This is a genomic window from Metasolibacillus meyeri, assembly GCF_003049505.1.
Taxonomy (GTDB): domain Bacteria; phylum Bacillota; class Bacilli; order Bacillales_A; family Planococcaceae; genus Metasolibacillus; species Metasolibacillus meyeri.
On sequence record NZ_PYWN01000006.1, the window covers coordinates 1 to 17,189 of the forward strand.

The window sequence follows — 17,189 nt, forward strand, 5'->3', positions numbered from 1 at the left end:
AAGATGAGTTTCTGAATTTATGTAGAATAGATAAAATTTACATATTTATATTGTATACATTAATTTCATTTAAACGTTCCGGCAGCGAATTTGTTAATTCTGAAATTTTACAGGAATGTTTTGAATACCGTTTAAGAAAAGAACACAATATTGACTCAACGATTAATCATTTTGAATGCATAACAGACAAATTCGCTGGTGGTCTGATTCAATTAAATATATCAACGGATAAGGCATCAATTGGATTCATTAATCCATCGGTTGAGGATTATGTTTATGAATGTTTACGCAATCTAGATTCTGAAATACGAGAAATTGCATCATCAGCTATTTATTTAGAGCAATTGCTTATTTTAAGTAAACTAAGTATAAATGCTATAAAGGATGTTGTAGTGGAAAAAATTCAAGATAAAAGTTTTTTAAGTTTAAAAAAATATACAGATTTGAGAGAACACTATCATTTTCTAAGATTTATTTTTGAGTATGATTGTAAATTCTCTAACCTTAAAGAGAGTGTGTACAAATTATTTAACATGGAGAAAGCTTTTTCGAGAGAAAGAGAGGATAATGCAAATTTGATTATGGATTTCTTTTTTGAAAAAGATATGTATACCTTTTTTGAATTGCATAATCTTTTATATAATGATTCACTTGTTGAACGAATATTTGAATACTTGAATTTCAGCCAAATCACTCAGTTCCTGCATCTTTATGAAATAACATTAAATCCAAATAAAGATGCAAATCTAGTAGATGAATTTATTGATAAATTTGTTTTTTTTATTAATTGGGAAATAGAATTAGACATAATAAATAACAGTAGAACGAGACTAGATGAAGGAATAGCTGAACTGAAAAAAACAATTGGTGAACTAGAAGATCGGAGTCGAGAAAAGTTTGATAGTTATAAAAGAAGTTTTATTGAACAATGTTTAATACCGTTAGTTAACGAAAGGAAAAAGGATTTGGTGTTTAGTCCTATTGTTGAACATCTAAATATAAATGAGGAAAATATTCTTAGTGAAATATCTTTTCCTGAAGCTCTATTCTATGATTCATCGGAAGAGTATGGATATAGAGAAAACAAAAGCCGAAATCACTTGTTAAATGATTATGAAGCAATTGTAAACCTCTTTGATGCAGAGTTTACCTCCTAATAAACTTATAACTGATTAATTATAAATGTCACTCCCAATAGGTTCTTACACAATTTTGGTAAAAAGATGCGAGTATATGTATTAGATTTTTTGATTTTATTTTTGGTATTCATTCGTACACGTTCGTCAAATTTTTTTAACTTCTTTTTTCGTAAAGAGGGCAGTACAATCCCTTTAATATCTACTGCGGCATTAGAAAAATGAATCTTCTACGAAGCGTTAGAGAAGTATAATGATTACTATAACAACACAAAAATTGGCCAGCATGAGCTCAGTAAAAGATCGAACTCATGCCAGCCGATTAGCTGCATAAATATAACGCTAACTTTAACTAACAGGGTTATCCCTTACGTGTAGCTTCAGCTTTATGCTTTTGTTGTAACGCTTCATTTTTTTCAGCGAAGCGGTCATTGTGAGAAGAAACGCCAGCCATTTTTGATTCTGTAGGATCAATATATAATTTGGCGCTATTGACAGCGAGGACCGCATCGTTAAATGCGCCTGCAATCAGCCTGATTTTTCCTTCATTCGTTATACAGTCGCCTGCGCCAAAGATGCCAGCCATGCTTGTGCACATTTTGGGTGTAACGGAGATGCCCCATTCCTCAGAGGCTAAGCCCCAATCCATAATAGCGCCACCAAAGTGTCGGTCGTACCCATGATTAACAAGCACTTCGTCTACTTCAATTTTTGTCGTAGCATGTGAAGCAACATGCTGTAATAGGACATGTTCGATTTTATTGCCATTGCCATGTAAACGAGAAATCGTATAAGGCACAAAGGTTTTGGCGATAGACTTCATGTGCGTTACAGATGATTCAAAGGCACTGAAGTCATCTCGTCTATGAACGACGTACACTTCTTTGGCGATAGGAGCCATTTCAATAGCCCAATCGACAGCGGAGTCGCCACCACCAGAAATGAGTACACGTTTATCTTTAAATTTATTAATGTTTGTTACTGTATAGTGCAGATTGTTTAGTTCATAACGATCAGCGCCTTCAACCATTAATTTCTGAATACGTGTAATACCACGTCCTGTAGCTAAAATAATCGTTTTTGTATAATGTTTCTCGCCTGTTTTTGCAGTTAAGACGAAAATGTCATCATTGCGTTTTTCCATGCCAACTATTTCTTGACCAAATACGATTGTTGGATTAAATGTCAGCGCTTGCTTGATTAAGGAGTGAATAATCTCTTCGCAGCGAACAGGCTCAATGCCGCCGACATCCCAAACTAATTTCTCAGGATAGGTGCGCATGAACCCGCCTAACTCCTGTTTTACTTCGATAATCTTTGTTTTCATTTCACGCATGCCACTGTAAAAGGCCGCATACATGCCAGCTGGGCCACCACCGATAATAATGACATCATAAATTTCTTGTTCCATTTAAGGCACCAGCTTTTCAACTAAGTAATCAAGGAATAGAGGGGAGCCAATTAAACCTTCACCAACAACGTAATCCGCTGTTTTTAATGGGTAAACATTGCCTGCTTTCACAGCACCCATTGCATGCCACATCGGGCTATCCTCTAAATCTTTCATTGATTGTTCGCTACTGTAATTTTGCATTTGACGTTGTTCAACAAAAATATGGTCTGCATCGATCTCAGGTAAAACTTCTAAGGAAATAGGTGTGAACCAGTCTGTATTATCTTGCAACATTGTTGGAATATTTAATCCAAGCTGTGTATAAAGCATGTCACTGCCAGGGCTACCTTTTTCGGTACCGAGCACACGATATTGACTTTGTTCTACACGCAATACGAGAATTTTTTCGTCACCTATAGCATTGTGTAGCTTTTCTTTCGTGTCTGCAATTTTTTCGTTAAACTTCTCAAGCGCAAGTTCGGCTTCTTTTTCTTTACTGAACAGTTCACCGAGCACAGGAACAAATTCATGTATAGCAACGCCAGCCTCAACAGCAACCGTAGGGGCAATTTTACTTAAAGCCTCGTATTTTTTAGCCTCGATGGCTGCGCCTTCAGCAATAATGACATCTGGTGCTGCTTGAAGAATAACTTCTAAATTATCTTCATATTGCTGAGTTGGAATTATTTTCACATTGTTGTCCTTAAATAATTTCAAGCGATATGCTGGTTCGATTTCTTCAACGACTGTTACCATTTGAGGGATCACACCGATTACAATTAGGTTTTCAGCATAGTTAGAACGAAGGACTAACATATTTTTAGGCTCAGTAGGAATCGTAATGTCACCGTAGGCATCTTTGACAACCCGTGTTGTAGGCTGCTCGCTTTTTTCTTCTACCGCATTGTCACTTTCTTTGTCAGTGCTTGAGCAAGCAACTAATGTTAAAGCAACGAACATCAAAAGTATGTATTGCATTGTTTTTTTCATTGTTATAGCTCCTTATTATTTTTAGTGATAATGATTATCACTCTCAAATAATAACAGGTAATAAATGCACGTACTATAGCGTAAAGTGCCTTAAAAGTTGGATTATTGTGTCTTAGGGTGAAGACTACCTAAAATCGATTGTTCAATCTGCTGCATAATTTCCCTTTTGCCATACACACTGCAATTGTTAATCCATAAACCCGTATCCACATAAAAAACACGCTTATTTTTCACAGCATCTAAATGTGTCCACTGTTCACTTTCTTGTAAAGTAGCTAAGCTAAGGTCGGCAGTATAATAATCCATTATGCGTTTTTCAATAAACAAATATGTAGGGTTGGCTGCTACTAATTGCTGTAAAGAACATATGTTGAAACTATTTTCATTTGCGCGCAATATGTCAGGCAATTGTAAGCCGAGTTCCTGATATAAAAGGAGAGCTGAATCACTAGAAGATTCACCGACATAGCGATAGCCCAACTCCTCCACGCGTAAGTAAAGGACAGTAGCATCCTTTGCCATATGCTGTTGTATTTTATTTTTTAGAGCAGCTACATCTGTCGTGATTTCGTGAAGGATTTGTGTCGCCTCCTTCTCTTTATTAAACAATTCACCAAAATAACGAATGAGTGAATTTAAATCATAAGGTAGCCCAGTGATCACAGGAGCAATGGTTTGGAAGTGTTGCTTTGTCTCTTCCGTTAAGTCGACACCAATAATTAAATCGGGTTGTTGCTGTACAATACTGTCTTGTTGAATGACATATTGAGGCATTTCTAAAATGGTTGTACCCACTTTATGAAAAAGAGCCTTTTGATACGCAGGCGTTAGGGCGCTAGTCACAGTAACACAGTTAGGCACAACGCCTAAAGCAATCGCAATTTCTGCGTGTGCAGGTGAGAGAAAGCAAATACGATATTTATCAACGGTCTTTTGGAATTGCTTAGGTGGGCGACCAACAATGCGTTTAAACTGCCGACTAAAGTTTTGCACATCATCATACCCAACTTTTTTTGCGATATTTTGTGACAACTCACCTGTTGTTAAGAGCATTTCTTGTGCGCGGTAAATACGATAATGAATTAAATAAGCAATCGGTGTCTTATCATGTAACTCAATGAATTTTCTTGAATAGTACCACGGACTATAGCCAGCGATAGCTGCTAGTTCATCCCTTGTTATCATTTGGTTATATTTCTTTTGCATATAAATAATCGTATGTTCAATTCTTTGCTCAAGTGTGTATTCCTCTGTTGGTTGCGCTGGTTGTAATTCTTTCAACAAGCTGTATAAAATAAATTGTTTAACAGTGATATGGAGAGGGTCTGTGTTTTTAGCGAGCGATACGCGAATATCTGTGATGACCGTTTCAGGTACTCGTTGAATATAGTAACCATTCGTTGTATCAATAGACCAATTACAAGTTGATTTCGTTTCTGTATCATACAGCACAAAGCTAATTAAATAGCCTGAAAAATCGAGACGGCTTGTATTGATAAGTTGGATAACCGCATCGCTTTCAAGAGCAATTAAATGTCCAAATACGATATGCTCTTTGTGCCCATTAATGGCTAGAGTGGCTTGGCCATCTGTAATTAATAAGAGAGCCGCACGATCAAGGTGTATCGATGATTTTTGAAATAATGATTTGGCTAAATCTTTTATTTCTGTGCAATGTGCCAGCCAATTAGGGTTAGAATCAAGCATTTCTTTACTCCTTTAGTTTGTTGTGATAAAAGCGACAAGTTTAGTACAAATAGGCTTTTAAAAAATTGTATTTGATTTACTTCTTTAAACTATATAAAGAACATATATTTATCAAGATTTACAATAAACATGTTCTGTACAAGTATAGGTCTAAAAAAGTTTTATATTAAGAGGTGGTCTTCTGTACTTTGTAAAAAAAGCTTTGGCACTAATTATAGGCAGTATTTTTCTATCTTTAGGTATCAATCTGTTTTTAGTGCCACATAAAATATTAGATGGTGGAACAGTTGGTATTGGATTAATAGCAAATTACTTATGGGGTTTTAATACAGGATTAATCATTATTATATTAAGTATTCCCATATTTATATTCGCATGGTTTCATTATAGAAACTATTTCTATAATAGTTTACATGGTATGATTCTGTCTGCCTTTTTTATTGATTTTCTATCACCTGTTAATCATCTAATTGAAATTGAAGCGATATACAGTGCTATTCTAGGTGGCATCTTTGTGGGAATTGGCATGGGATTGCTGTTACATTTTCAAACAAGTACGGGAGGCACGGATTTTATTGCCCAGTTTTTATATGCTAGGACGGGTATAAATGTAGGAATTTACATCTTGCTTATTGATTCAGTTGTTATCATTTTGGGTGGCTTATTGTTATCTTCAGAGACGTTTTACCTCTCCATTATAACGCTACTTTTTATTGGTCTAACGACAGCTCTTCTGACAAGTAGGAAAGGGCATGTAGTAGCTTATGAATAAATTGTTCGCAGAGGAACAATTCATACATTTATAAAATGATTTTTATATTGGTTTTATTTTTGACATTGATTAAAATTAATTTCGCGTATAAAGCTGCTTGTATCGTGATAGTAACTATTTAAGCCTCAAATAGTCAATATCTTTATCCCTCTATTAATAAAATAGGGGGATTTTTTTCTACAGTATGGGGAATATAACTACTGAGAAAACCATTTTTTTGGTCTTTCCATTGCATCTTCTCTCAAGAACAGCTTTGAATCTCACATAAAAGAGGTGACAATCAACCTTATTCACTCGATGGAGGGAGTTATTATAACGTTGAGAATAACTGATTTTGTAGCAAATATGTAAGCAAGCCATAAATATCTTATTTATCTGAAACCATAACGTTTTAGTTTCGTCTAAGCAGTATACTTTTTTATTTAAGATGAAGTAGGGGAAGTATACGTTTATGAAAAAGTGGAGGTGAATCCCTCAATAGGAGGGAGTATATTGGACTCAAGTATAGTAAATATCATTTTATTAATCATCTTTTTAGGGCTAACAGCATTTTTCGTAGCAGCCGAATTTGCGGTAGTTAAAATTCGTAAATCGAGAATTGATCAACTAATTGGCGAAGGGAATAAAAAAGCAGTGATTGCTAAAAAAATAGCCAGCGATCTCGATTATTACTTATCAGCATGTCAGTTAGGTATCACTATTACAGCGATTGGTTTAGGAGCATTTACGAAACCTTATGTAAAACAATTAATGTACCCAATATTTGAATGGCTAAATACACCTGAGACATTAATGAATATTTTGTCTTATGGTATTGCTCTTGCAGTCGTAAGTTATTTACACGTTGTAATTGGAGAAATGGCACCAAAAACACTGGCAATTCAATTCTCTGAAAAAATGACTTTATTGTTAGCACCATCCCTGTATTATTTTGGTAAAATCATGTATCCATTTATTAAAATGTTAAATGGCACATCTCGCTTATTATTACGCGTAGTTGGTGTGAAAACAGCAAGTGAAGATCAAGCTTATTCGGAAGAAGAATTAAAAATAATTATGGTACAAAGCTTCCAAGGTGGGGAAATTGATAAACAAGAATTAGAATATATGGAAAATGTGTTTGTGTTTGATGAACGCGTTGTAAAAGATGTCATGGTTTCACGAAGAGAGCTTGTGACTATAGATATAAGCATGGATACTAGAGAAATTATCTCGATATTAGATGAACATAATTACACACGTTACCCTGTCGTTGAAGAGAACAATAAAGATAAAATAATTGGCTTCGTCAATGCAAACAAGTTACTTAGCAGAATTGTAACAAACCGTAATGTAAATTTAATGGATTTTGTCCGTTCAATTCCATTGGTATTTGAACAAGCATCCATTCAACATGCGCTATTAAAAATGCAGAGAGAACGAGTACATATTGCAGTGGTTATTGACGAGTTTGGTGGGACTGCTGGTATTTTAACGATGGAAGATATTTTAGAAGAAATCGTTGGTGAGATTCGTGATGAATTTGATGCAGATGAAGTAGATGAAATTCGTAAAACAGGTGATAATGAATATACAATTAATAGTCGTGTGTTATTAGAGGATTTGGAAGATCGTTTTGGTCTCGATTTTGATGACAGTGAAGAAATTGATACAATTGGTGGCTGGGCGCTTCAAACTGGTTTTAAGGTTGCCTCGGAGATAACAGAAGGGTTAGAAATTCAACAAGGTCAACATCTTTGGATTCTTGGCAAAGTTGAAAATCATCATATTAAAGAAGTAGTCTTCAAGCAAAATTACCTGAAACAACACCAGCTTATTAATGGAGGTGAATCCCTTTAACTAAGGGAATCTATTGGACGGTATAATTATTTTAAACTTAGCGTTAATCGCATTATTTATAGTACTTACAGCATTTTTTGTAGGGGCAGAATTTGCTATTTTAAAAGTGCGTATGTCTCGCATTGACCAGCTAATAGCTGAAGGAAATAAAAAAGCGATCATTGCCAAAAAGGTAACGCAGGATTTAGATTATTATTTATCAGCATGTCAGCTAGGTATTACAGTTACAGCACTTATATTAGGTGCACTTGGTGAGCCCACAGTTGAAAAAATATTAGCACCCGTACTTAATTATTTAAATTTAGGGGAAGCACTTTCAACAGCATTGTCTTATGCAATTGCTTTATCAGTTGTCACATTCTTACATGTGGTATTAGGTGAATTAATGCCAAAAACTTTAGCGATTCAGTATGCCGATAAAATGACCTTGTTATTAGCACCTCCACTTTATTGGTTTGGCCAAATATCAAAGCCTTTTATTGCCGTGTTAAATGGTTCAGCGCAACTTTTATTAAAAGTATTTGGGGTTAAACCAGCTAAACATGATGAGGTGTATTCTGAAGAGGAGCTAAAAATGATTGTGACGCAAAGCTATGAAGGTGGGGAAATTAATAAAACAGAGCTTACCTATTTAGAAAATATATTTGCATTTGATTCACGTCATTTAGAGGAGATCATGATACCACGCTCAGAGATGGTGATGCTAGAAAAGCAACAAACACTTGAAGAAATGGTAGCGGTTATTGAGGAATATGAATATACACGCTATCCGATTATAGACACGATGAAAAAAAAGAATGATGTAGTTGGTTTTATTAACACAAAGGAAATGTTAACGGATATTGCTGCTGGTCGTGCAAATGATGGTTCAGCTTTTATTCATGATATCCTGCGATTTAAATATTCAACAGCCATTAAAGAGGTTTTTTTACAAATGCAACAATCCCATAAACATATGGCTGTTGTAACAGATGGTAAAGGTGTGATTATTGGGCTTGTGACAATGGAAGACATTTTATCGGAAATTGTTGGTGATATTCATGATGAAGATGCTGGCGATATGGTTTATATGACATAATAAAAAGGCACTTAAACAGTACAATCTGTTTAAGTGTTTTTTTACAAATATGGTTACATAATATGCCGATTTGGAGAAAGCGATAACTTTAAGAGCTTTGACGATTTACATGAAAATTTAGCTAAATTAACTAAAACTAATATGAAACATATGTTGAAAAGGCATCAACCAGAGTATGGGAATAGAATGGAGCTTTTAACGTTTTAATAAGGCGCTGCATCATGCCCTTTATCAATCGCATCTTGTGGGGCTTCGTTGCCCTCCGTATTGCCAAGCGGTTTTGAAGCACTCGCAGCGTTTTGTGCTTTACGCAAGCCTTCCTTCAGTAAGCGACCGTATTCCTCATCCGCTTCCCCTGCTAAAGCTATCATGGCATTTTGAATATCCACATGACAGACCGATAAATCACGTATTAAATTGGCAAGCAGCTCATCGCGTTCCCATTGCTCAAAATTACGATAGGTTTCGCCGGCTTGCTTTGTATTGTTTTGACGATCAATGGATTCACGAACAAGATTTCCTTCGACATATGGCGTATGTTCTTTGCCGCTTTGCGTTGCTTCCTTTAAGCCATTTAACATAGAGGGCTCATAATTAACATGTGGATTTTGCCCAGGTGCTAAATCGCGTTTATACATCATTTGCCCGCCGCTTTGATTTGTGGCAACATGCTTTTTCGGTGCATTAATCGGAAGCTGCAAATAGTTTGCCCCTACGCGATGACGCTGTGTATCCGAATAGGAGAATGTGCGACCTTGTAGCATTTTATCATCGGAAAAGTCCAAGCCATCGACAAGTACGCCAGTGCCGAAAGTTGCCTGCTCCACCTCCGCAAAATAATCTTCAGGATTTTTATTTAACACCATTTTGCCAACGAGATGCCATGGGAATTGATCATTTGGCCAAAGCTTTGTATCGTCCAATGGATCAAAATCAAGCTCAGGATGTGGACCATCCTCCATAATTTGAACATAGAGCTCCCATTCAGGATATTCTCCGCGCTCAATCGCATCATATAAATCCTGTGTCGCATGATTGAAATTGTCCTTTTGAATTTCTTCGGCTTCTTTTTGTGTTAAATTTTTGATGCCTTGTAGCGGCTCCCAATGATATTTCACAAGCACAGCCTTGCCTTCGCTATTTACCCATTTATAAGTGTTGACACCAGAGCCCTGCATCATTCGATAGTTTGCTGGAATGCCCCAAGGTGAGTAGACTAACGTCACCATATGGAAGGTCTCTGGAGAGCTCGCACAAAAATCAAAAAAGCGTTCCACACTTTGAATATTTGTAATAGGGTCAGGTTTAAAGGCATGAATCATATCGGGAAACTTGATGGCATCACGAATAAAGAAAATCTTCAAATTATTGCCGACTAAATCCCAGTTGCCATCCTCCGTATAAAATTTTATGGCAAAACCGCGTGGGTCTCGCAATGTTTCAGGGGAATGCCCCCCATGAATTACCGTAGAGAAACGTACAAATACAGGGGTTTGCTTGCCCTTATCTTGAAAGACCTTTGCACGTGTATAGGTAGAAATAGGTTCATCACCAACGGCACCATATGTTTCAAAATAACCGTGTGCGCCAGCGCCACGAGCATGCACGACACGCTCTGGAATCCTTTCACGGTCAAAATGGCTAAGCTTCTCTAAAAAATCGTAATTTTCAAGTGTTGCAGGACCACGATTACCAACAGTTCGTAAATTTTGATTGTTCGTAACGGGATGCCCTTGCCGATTGGTTAAAGTCATAACCTCTTCATGTGTCGAATCGTTTTGCTTTGTCATCATATAACTCCCTTCTAGTAGATAATTTTAGATTGTCCATTATTGGGGGAAACTAGACATTTAAATATAGAGGAGTAGGGTACATGACTAAAAAACGATGAAGTAACACTGCATTAAAAATTTGGGTGTCATTTGATCAAAGATATGTTGAAACTATTTTAGCAAATGTAGATTTAAATGCTTGCTGTTAAAGTATTTATAAGGATAGTGTGTTGCCGTTTGCAAAAACTATGCGATTGCTCAACTGCTTGATGCAGAAGGGGAGAGAAGCCTGCTTTTCCTCACTTTCATTCAGAACAAGTGTGAAGGCATTTACATTGGCATCTTCAGTTTTTTAATACATGCCTATATACTGTTATTGAACATTTTTGGTATTCATTATTGGATACTTGGAGGGACAGGCTATTTTAGAAGAAGCTATGCATTATGAATCGTTAAATATGCCTACCGAGATTAAAGCATTTGCTGTAGTAATATTAATAGAAGGCTATAATTATGCGGAATTAGGGACTCACCATTTTGGCGAATCCCTTTATGTTGTCGATTTTTTGTCCTTTTTAATCAATATCTTGATTTAGTGAAGATGGAGCTATTTGTTGACGTTCTTTATTAACGAAGCGTTGTAAGCGTTGTTGCTCTTCTGTCAATGCTGCTTCAATAAATCTACTAAAGCCTACAGCATCTTGTTCAGCAAGGAAGCGTAAATAAGTGGCTTTCTCTTTGCTATGAATAATGAGAGGGGCAAAATCATGTTGTAGTAAAGAATAATTAAGAATCATACGCCCTGTGCGTCCATTACCATCTGCAAAAGGGTGAATGCGTTCAAATGCAATGTGTGCTTCTGCAATGCTCATTAGTTTTGCTTGCGCCGTAGTAGCTGCATCTAAACGGTAAGTTAAATTATCGACCCATTGCTGCATAAGAAAAGGTGTTTCTTGTACGCTAGCGGTCATAAAATCAGCACCTAGTATGGCATTGTCTTCGGACTTAAATTGCCCGCGATCATATTGTAAGCGATCCATTAATAGAGCATGAATTTCCTTAATGGTTTGTACATGAAGTGGTGCATCTTGTTCAAGTTCTTGTATTAAGTATTGAAAGGCTTGCTCGTGGTTTTTAATTTCGTAAAGTTCTCTCATATCAATCCCCCGATTGCTCAACACTTGATTGTGGAGAATGATTGAGATTGTTTCAGATAATGTGATCGTATTTCCTTCAAGTGCCGATGAATGGTGGGCTAACCGAACTAGAATATCATCTAAATATTCTTGTGGAAGTTTTCTCATTCTATTCACTCTTTTCTTATATAAATTTTATTAATGCTTTTTTCTTCAATAGTAGTAACTGTTTCAGTATATCAGAATACATTATTGAAATACATTTTAGCAATATTTTGAAATGAAAATAGTTGCATTATAATGAGAGCCATAGGATACAAATCTTGCAATCGATAATGTTTTGTCTATAATGAAGCTTCAATGTAGGGTAATAATTCATTGTACGGGTACAGGGGTGTTTCAGGTTCTTTAGCATGGTGAAGAAATGGATTGGCTAACAAAATAAAGAGGGTATCTATTATTTGTAACAGAAGTATCAATTCCTTTGTTGACAAACCAAACACCTCCTTGAAAGTAGCGTAAATTATAGGGTACGGTTTGTTTTAAAAGTAACTTTTTCCTTCATACTAATTGCAAAATAAGTGGCTCTTTTTATTTGAAAAGTTGAGGAATAATTGATTGAAATATTTTTTGTTAAAAGAAGGATATTGTCTATTTTTGCAGAATGTTTAACATTTAATGTAATAAAATTACGATAATAGTTGATTATAAAAACCCCATTATCGACGGGTTTAGCTGTAGCAGTCATTGCATCAGTAAAAATAAATAGTATAGGAGCTAAAAAATGATTGTAAAATCTCACAAACTCTTGAAATATGTAATATTTTTCCTGTGTTTAGCGATATTAGTAGTAATATTGTATAATATTTACAAAATAAATGAAAATGATATCATTCTTTCAAATATTAAGCAAGAAGTTCAACAGAAAGACTATGTTGATTTTAGTAAAATAGTAGAGGGCGATTGGGATAATATGATTCTAGTCACTCCCTATACAGACAAAACGAAAATAAAGAATAGCTATGGAATTGCTGTAAATCGAATCAGCGATTTTTCCATAGCCTATCGAGAAGATTCAGTGCTTATTATATTTTGTAAAGGAGAAAGCATTCAAAACTATATTTATTGGTTGGGTAGTGTTTCATCGAGTGAAGATGAAAAATTATATGATTCCTTGCAAATTAAAAGAGAGGACGCCCAATTTAAAACGGATAAAACGTCCAATAATAATATGTCCTTGAATTTACTTCATGTAAAAGAATAATGATTGTTTAGAGAAGTGCAGCAAATGCGGCACTTCTTTTTGGTTTCCTCTATTGTGAAGATAAGTAGGCGCAATGTTTTTTAGCTTGGGACACTCACTGATTTTAAATGAATCTATCACACAATAGGAATATATAGTTTCTTGTGCGAAGTTTTTATTCAAGTAGGAACATTTTTAGATTTTTATCTATAAATGCGGAATCTGGTTCATGTTGTCCAATTCCTGCGCAATGTCCCCACTTCGATTCAATCGGGAGGAAGAACGCATTTGGCATATGTTGTGCTTCATATTTATTGTCCTCGGGAGGAAAGAAAAGATCCGTACTTCCGGGCATGACCAGTGCCCGTGCTGTAATCTTGCTTAATGCCAGTTCAAAATTGCCATCAAATGTCGAATTTGCACTAATATTGCCGGTGATGCCAGTACGTAACATGGCAATCAGGTCATTAGCGTCAAAGCTCAAAAATACTTGATCCCAGTAATCCACGAGATATTCCTCTAGTGTTTGATAGCCTTCTTGCTGGTAGAGCTGTTCTAAATAATAAGCCTGTGAGAAGCCCCAAGCTGCATAGACTCGCCCCATGGCGGCCAATCCTGCTTTAGGTTGCTGCGTATAAAAGCCATTCTGCCAGGCGGAATCAGCCTGAAGAGCAGCAATCATTCCTTCAAATACAACCTTTGCATGGGGGCGCGTCATGGCAGTTCCTCCAAATGGAGCGATTCGTTCGACCATGTCGGGGTAGCTTGCGCCCCACTGAAAGGTCTGCACAGCTCCTAGTGACCAGCCAACAACGAGGGCAATTTTTGTAATACCAAACTTTTCCGTAACAAGTTGATGTTGCAGCCGCACATTATCATCAATCGAAATTAGTGGAAAATTGGCTTGATGATAGGGCGATGGCGTATTGCTTGGTGAAGAGGATAAGCCATTTCCTAGCATATTCGGTATGATAATAAAATATTTTTCTGGGTCTAGTGCCTTGCCAGGGCCGATTAACCATTCATTATCGCTATGCAGACCTGCAAACCAAGTGGGATAAATAATCACATTCGTTTTTTCTGCATTTAACGTGCCATAGGTTTTGTAAGCGAGAACGGCATTTGGCAGAGTATTACCAGATTGCAACACAATATCTCCTAATTCATAAAGTTCATAATCTTTCATGTGCAAATCTCCTTTTCATAGTTAAAAATGGATTGTCTTTCTTGTCATTACTTTACGAGGATGTTATTGTGAAGTCAAAGAAACGTTTTTGAATAGAATGTTCATTTTTTTTGAATTAAAAGGTGGAATATATTATGGAACTGCGCCAACTAAAGACTTTTTATACGCTTGCTTCCACGCTTAATTTTAGCCGAGCGGCCGAAGTGCAAAACTATGTTCCTTCAACGGTGACGATGCAGATGAAGGCTTTAGAGGAAGAGTTGGGTGTCAAATTGGTGGACAGGTTGGGTAAAAAAGTGACGCTGACCGATGCGGGAAGCAATTTTCTACGCTATGTAGAAAACATATTGAGTGTGCTTGAAGAAGCACAGCATGCAGTCAAGCAATCTGGTGAGCTGACGGGTACAGTGGTCATAAGTGCTGATGAAACGTTGTTTACGTATCGGCTGCCAACTGTACTGCGCGAATTTCGTTTGCGTTATCCAGGTATTCGGTTGATGTTTCGACCGCTGGCTCATCTGAATCTCAAACAGAGCTTGAGGGAAGGGGACGCGGACATTATTTTTATGCTGGATGAGGACAAGTGTGAGGCAGGATTTTGTGGAGAAAAAATACGGGATGAGCCCTTTTATCTATTGGTATCGCCCGATCATCCGTTGGCTGCACGTACTGCGTTGACCATTGAGGATTTCAATGATGAGACCTTTTTGTTGACGGAGAAGGGATGTTCTTATCGGACATTTTTTGAGCGAAGTCTTTCGCAAAAGTGTATGGGTGGCATTTCCGAATTGGAATTTAACAGTGCTGAGGCGATTAAACAATGTGCGAAAATAGGAATGGGCATCGCTATATTGCCTGAAATGGTTGTGATGGCAGAAGTGAGTCGGGGAGAATTGGTTTCGTTGCCATGGAATTTGAACACGACATCGTTTGCGACTCAAATGTTTTGGCATGAGGAGAAGTGGATTTCGCCTGCAATTGAAGCTTTTTTGAACTTGACTCGAGAGACTTTTGGGCAGAATAACACTGTCTAACATATTGTATCGAAAGACTCGTCATTGTGAAATTGGCGAGTCTTTTGATTTTTGTATGTGATTGCACCAGATGTTATTGTGAATAGTTAATTTGTCATTTAAAATAGCTAAGTAAAATTAGATTTTTCAGTATTTAGAAGTGTTTTTGATTTTCTAGATCGCCCTTTTATTGAATAGTAATTGAAATTAAGAGAAACTTTCCATTTTGAAGAAACGTTACTAATGTTGCAAAGATAAATTGGAAATGGAGTGGGATGAAAGTGAAAAAAGTTCTGCTTATCATTAGCATACTATGTAGCGCGATGATTGCCTCTGCTTATTATCTATATGATATTGTGGGGCGGGAAGAATATATAAGCACGTACGCTATTGATATTGATGAGATTACACATGAGGCAGGAGAGTGGGTTGTAAGGGGGACATTAGATGCCAGTGGGAAAGCCTTTATTTTCAAGCAAGGCTTTAGTGGCATAGACTATAGAAAAGAAAACGGAGATTTTTATTTAAGGCTGAGATATGGTGTAGTGAGCGAGGAGCCAGCTAAAAATTTTGAAGTTTACTTAAAAAATGAATTAGATGATATCAACAGCGTGTATCTACAAGGAAATTCGTCAGAGGATGTACAATTAATTTGGCAAAAGTGAGGAACTACTCGCTTTAAGTAATGGCTATATTAAAGTTTGATGTTGAAATTTGATTACCTTCAAAAAAAGTGGTTATAAATAAGAACGAATATTCTTATTTGGAGGGTTCAAAGATGAGTAAAGCGTTTAGTAATTTATTAAAACATATCAATAAATAATCCCATACAGATAAAGAGCGAGTGTTTCAATGGGTAAAACGCTATGTTGAACCTTCCTCAACTGTTGATGGTCGCTTAATTGATGAAATGCGAGGACTTACAGCGTTAGACGAAATAAAGTTACGAAACATCGCTTTAGGAATGTTATTTCTAATACCACAATTTTGAAACTATTATTGTGATTTTTCGTATATAGTAACGAAGACTGACTAAATTAAGGGGAAATTATGAATAAAAATCTAACAATCAAAAATATTGATAACCTAAATGGCTTTAAATTAGACGATGCGCTCGAGCAAAAATTAATCGACATAGAATGGCGTATTCAAACGAAGGAGTTTTCAGAACTATTTGCTCAAATTTCAGAGGATACGATAAAAGGCATTGGCATTAGTTGGTCAAGCCCTTTTCACCCTTATGCAAAATATATTGATGTCATAGCTAACGACTCATCTTTTGAACTGATGAACTACTTACTTGCTGCCACTGGTACGCACGATAAAATCATTTTATCCTGCTGTGACCATGAATTACAGAAAATACAGTTGTTGAAACAATTTCAATTCAAACTGTTCCGCAAAACATACACTGAAACTTACGAAATAAGTTCATTATTAAAACGATTAGAACAAGAACAATCAGCACAAAAACTCACACCATTACTCGAAATATTAAATGAACCTACTTTAGAGCAGAATCTTTTTAAACTACTAAAATACAACTATGAGCAAACCCATTTAGATAACCCTGCAAAAGACGTTCCTTGGCAAACGTGGAAGGAAATTTTATTAGACGATACACCAGACTTTAATTTAAGCTTTGTAGCAGTTGAAGAAAATAAAGTAATGGCTTACATTTTTCTTCATCCAATATCACCAGACCATTACGAAATAGGTTGGGTTGGCATGAATAATCCTACAAACCTTTTGCCTGTTTTGAAGCAACAGCTTATCCAATTACAACGCCAAGGTGTCAAAACAGTCGAATTTGAAATCGACACAACTAACCATATGTCATGGCAATTCGCAGCGTTATTACAATTAGAAAAGAAAAAAAGCTGGAATTCTTATTATGTAGAGACTATGTGAATATTGATGAATA

At 36.2% G+C, this 17,189-nt stretch carries 14 protein-coding genes and 1 pseudogene; 9 read left to right on the plus strand and 6 right to left on the minus strand.

Annotated elements, in window-relative coordinates:
- Window positions 1–1,157, plus strand: a 1,157-nt coding sequence (locus C9J34_RS21750) for a hypothetical protein (RefSeq protein WP_193768841.1), incomplete at its 5' end; no start/stop codon positions are given.
- A gap of 340 nt (window positions 1,158–1,497) precedes the next feature.
- On the opposite strand, the gene C9J34_RS00775 is transcribed toward C9J34_RS21750, so the two are convergent.
- The 3 genes from C9J34_RS00775 to C9J34_RS00785 form a co-directional block, all read right to left on the minus strand.
- Window positions 1,498–2,547 carry an NAD(P)/FAD-dependent oxidoreductase gene (locus tag C9J34_RS00775; RefSeq protein WP_107837945.1) on the minus strand — a complete coding sequence of 350 codons (1,050 nt, stop codon included), beginning with the start codon at window positions 2,545–2,547 and terminating at the stop codon, window positions 1,498–1,500.
- The gene (locus C9J34_RS00780; protein WP_107837946.1) at window positions 2,548–3,519 is read right to left on the minus strand and encodes an ABC transporter substrate-binding protein; all 972 of its coding nucleotides are present in this window, start codon (window positions 3,517–3,519) and stop codon (window positions 2,548–2,550) included.
- A 102-nt stretch (window positions 3,520–3,621) separates the two neighbouring features.
- Entirely contained in the window at window positions 3,622–5,226 is a 1,605-nt protein-coding gene (locus tag C9J34_RS00785) for an ABC transporter substrate-binding protein (RefSeq protein WP_107837947.1), read from the minus strand.
- Between the two features lie 181 nt (window positions 5,227–5,407).
- On the opposite strand from C9J34_RS00785, the gene C9J34_RS00790 reads away from it, so the two are divergent.
- The 3 genes from C9J34_RS00790 to C9J34_RS00800 all read left to right on the plus strand — a co-directional run bounded on the left by C9J34_RS00790 (window position 5,408) and on the right by C9J34_RS00800 (window position 8,915).
- On the plus strand, window positions 5,408–5,998 hold the full coding sequence (locus C9J34_RS00790; protein ID WP_107837948.1) for a YitT family protein: 591 nt from the start codon (window positions 5,408–5,410) through the stop codon (window positions 5,996–5,998).
- A gap of 492 nt (window positions 5,999–6,490) precedes the next feature.
- Window positions 6,491–7,837 carry a hemolysin family protein gene (locus C9J34_RS00795; RefSeq protein ID WP_107837949.1) on the plus strand — a complete coding sequence of 449 codons (1,347 nt, stop codon included), beginning with the start codon at window positions 6,491–6,493 and terminating at the stop codon, window positions 7,835–7,837.
- 13 nt (window positions 7,838–7,850) lie between these two features.
- A complete protein-coding gene (locus tag C9J34_RS00800; RefSeq protein WP_107837950.1) occupies window positions 7,851–8,915 on the plus strand; it encodes a hemolysin family protein in 1,065 nt (354 codons plus the stop codon).
- Window positions 8,916–9,118: 203 nt separating this feature from the next.
- Here the strand turns inward: C9J34_RS00800 and C9J34_RS00805 are convergent, their stop codons facing one another.
- Window positions 9,119–10,705, minus strand: coding sequence for a catalase (locus C9J34_RS00805; protein ID WP_107838030.1), 1,587 nt, complete (start codon window positions 10,703–10,705; stop codon window positions 9,119–9,121).
- 557 nt (window positions 10,706–11,262) lie between these two features.
- Window positions 11,263–11,991, minus strand: coding sequence for a Fic family protein (locus C9J34_RS00810; RefSeq protein WP_193768842.1), 729 nt, complete (start codon window positions 11,989–11,991; stop codon window positions 11,263–11,265).
- A gap of 616 nt (window positions 11,992–12,607) precedes the next feature.
- On the opposite strand from C9J34_RS00810, the gene C9J34_RS00820 reads away from it, so the two are divergent.
- A complete protein-coding gene (locus tag C9J34_RS00820; protein WP_107837953.1) occupies window positions 12,608–13,087 on the plus strand; it encodes a hypothetical protein in 480 nt (159 codons plus the stop codon).
- 154 nt (window positions 13,088–13,241) lie between these two features.
- Here C9J34_RS00820 and C9J34_RS00825 read toward each other — a convergent pair whose 3' ends face one another.
- Window positions 13,242–14,252: an alpha/beta fold hydrolase gene (locus C9J34_RS00825; protein ID WP_107837954.1), complete on the minus strand. Its 1,011-nt coding sequence runs from the start codon at window positions 14,250–14,252 to the stop codon at window positions 13,242–13,244.
- A gap of 134 nt (window positions 14,253–14,386) precedes the next feature.
- Here C9J34_RS00825 and C9J34_RS00830 point away from each other — a divergent pair, with 134 nt between their 5' ends.
- From C9J34_RS00830 to C9J34_RS00845, 4 genes and pseudogenes are all read left to right on the plus strand, one after another.
- Window positions 14,387–15,286: a LysR family transcriptional regulator gene (locus tag C9J34_RS00830; RefSeq protein WP_107837955.1), complete on the plus strand. Its 900-nt coding sequence runs from the start codon at window positions 14,387–14,389 to the stop codon at window positions 15,284–15,286.
- A 260-nt stretch (window positions 15,287–15,546) separates the two neighbouring features.
- Complete coding sequence (locus tag C9J34_RS00835; protein WP_107837956.1) at window positions 15,547–15,930, plus strand: hypothetical protein; 384 nt, start codon at window positions 15,547–15,549, stop codon at window positions 15,928–15,930.
- Window positions 15,931–16,043: 113 nt separating this feature from the next.
- A pseudogene (locus tag C9J34_RS00840) lies at window positions 16,044–16,181 on the plus strand (IS1595 family transposase); the annotation flags it as partial.
- Window positions 16,182–16,315: 134 nt separating this feature from the next.
- Complete coding sequence (locus C9J34_RS00845; RefSeq protein ID WP_107837957.1) at window positions 16,316–17,176, plus strand: hypothetical protein; 861 nt, start codon at window positions 16,316–16,318, stop codon at window positions 17,174–17,176.
- Window positions 17,177–17,189: the final 13 nt, after the last annotated feature.

What these genes read in the sequence shown, in the direction of transcription:
- C9J34_RS00775 (WP_107837945.1), bottom strand. Translation starts at nt 2,547, where the DNA reads ATGGAACAAGAAATTTATGATGTCATTATTATCGGTGGTGGCCCAGCT.
- C9J34_RS00780 (WP_107837946.1), bottom strand. Translation starts at nt 3,519, where the DNA reads ATGAAAAAAACAATGCAATACATACTTTTGATGTTCGTTGCTTTAACA.
- C9J34_RS00785 (WP_107837947.1), bottom strand. Translation starts at nt 5,226, where the DNA reads ATGCTTGATTCTAACCCTAATTGGCTGGCACATTGCACAGAAATAAAA.
- C9J34_RS00805 (WP_107838030.1), bottom strand. Translation starts at nt 10,705, where the DNA reads ATGACAAAGCAAAACGATTCGACACATGAAGAGGTTATGACTTTAACC.
- C9J34_RS00810 (WP_193768842.1), bottom strand. Translation starts at nt 11,991, where the DNA reads ATGAGAAAACTTCCACAAGAATATTTAGATGATATTCTAGTTCGGTTA.
- C9J34_RS00820 (WP_107837953.1), top strand. Translation starts at nt 12,608, where the DNA reads ATGATTGTAAAATCTCACAAACTCTTGAAATATGTAATATTTTTCCTG.
- C9J34_RS00825 (WP_107837954.1), bottom strand. Translation starts at nt 14,252, where the DNA reads ATGAAAGATTATGAACTTTATGAATTAGGAGATATTGTGTTGCAATCT.
- C9J34_RS00830 (WP_107837955.1), top strand. Translation starts at nt 14,387, where the DNA reads ATGGAACTGCGCCAACTAAAGACTTTTTATACGCTTGCTTCCACGCTT.
- C9J34_RS00845 (WP_107837957.1), top strand. Translation starts at nt 16,316, where the DNA reads ATGAATAAAAATCTAACAATCAAAAATATTGATAACCTAAATGGCTTT.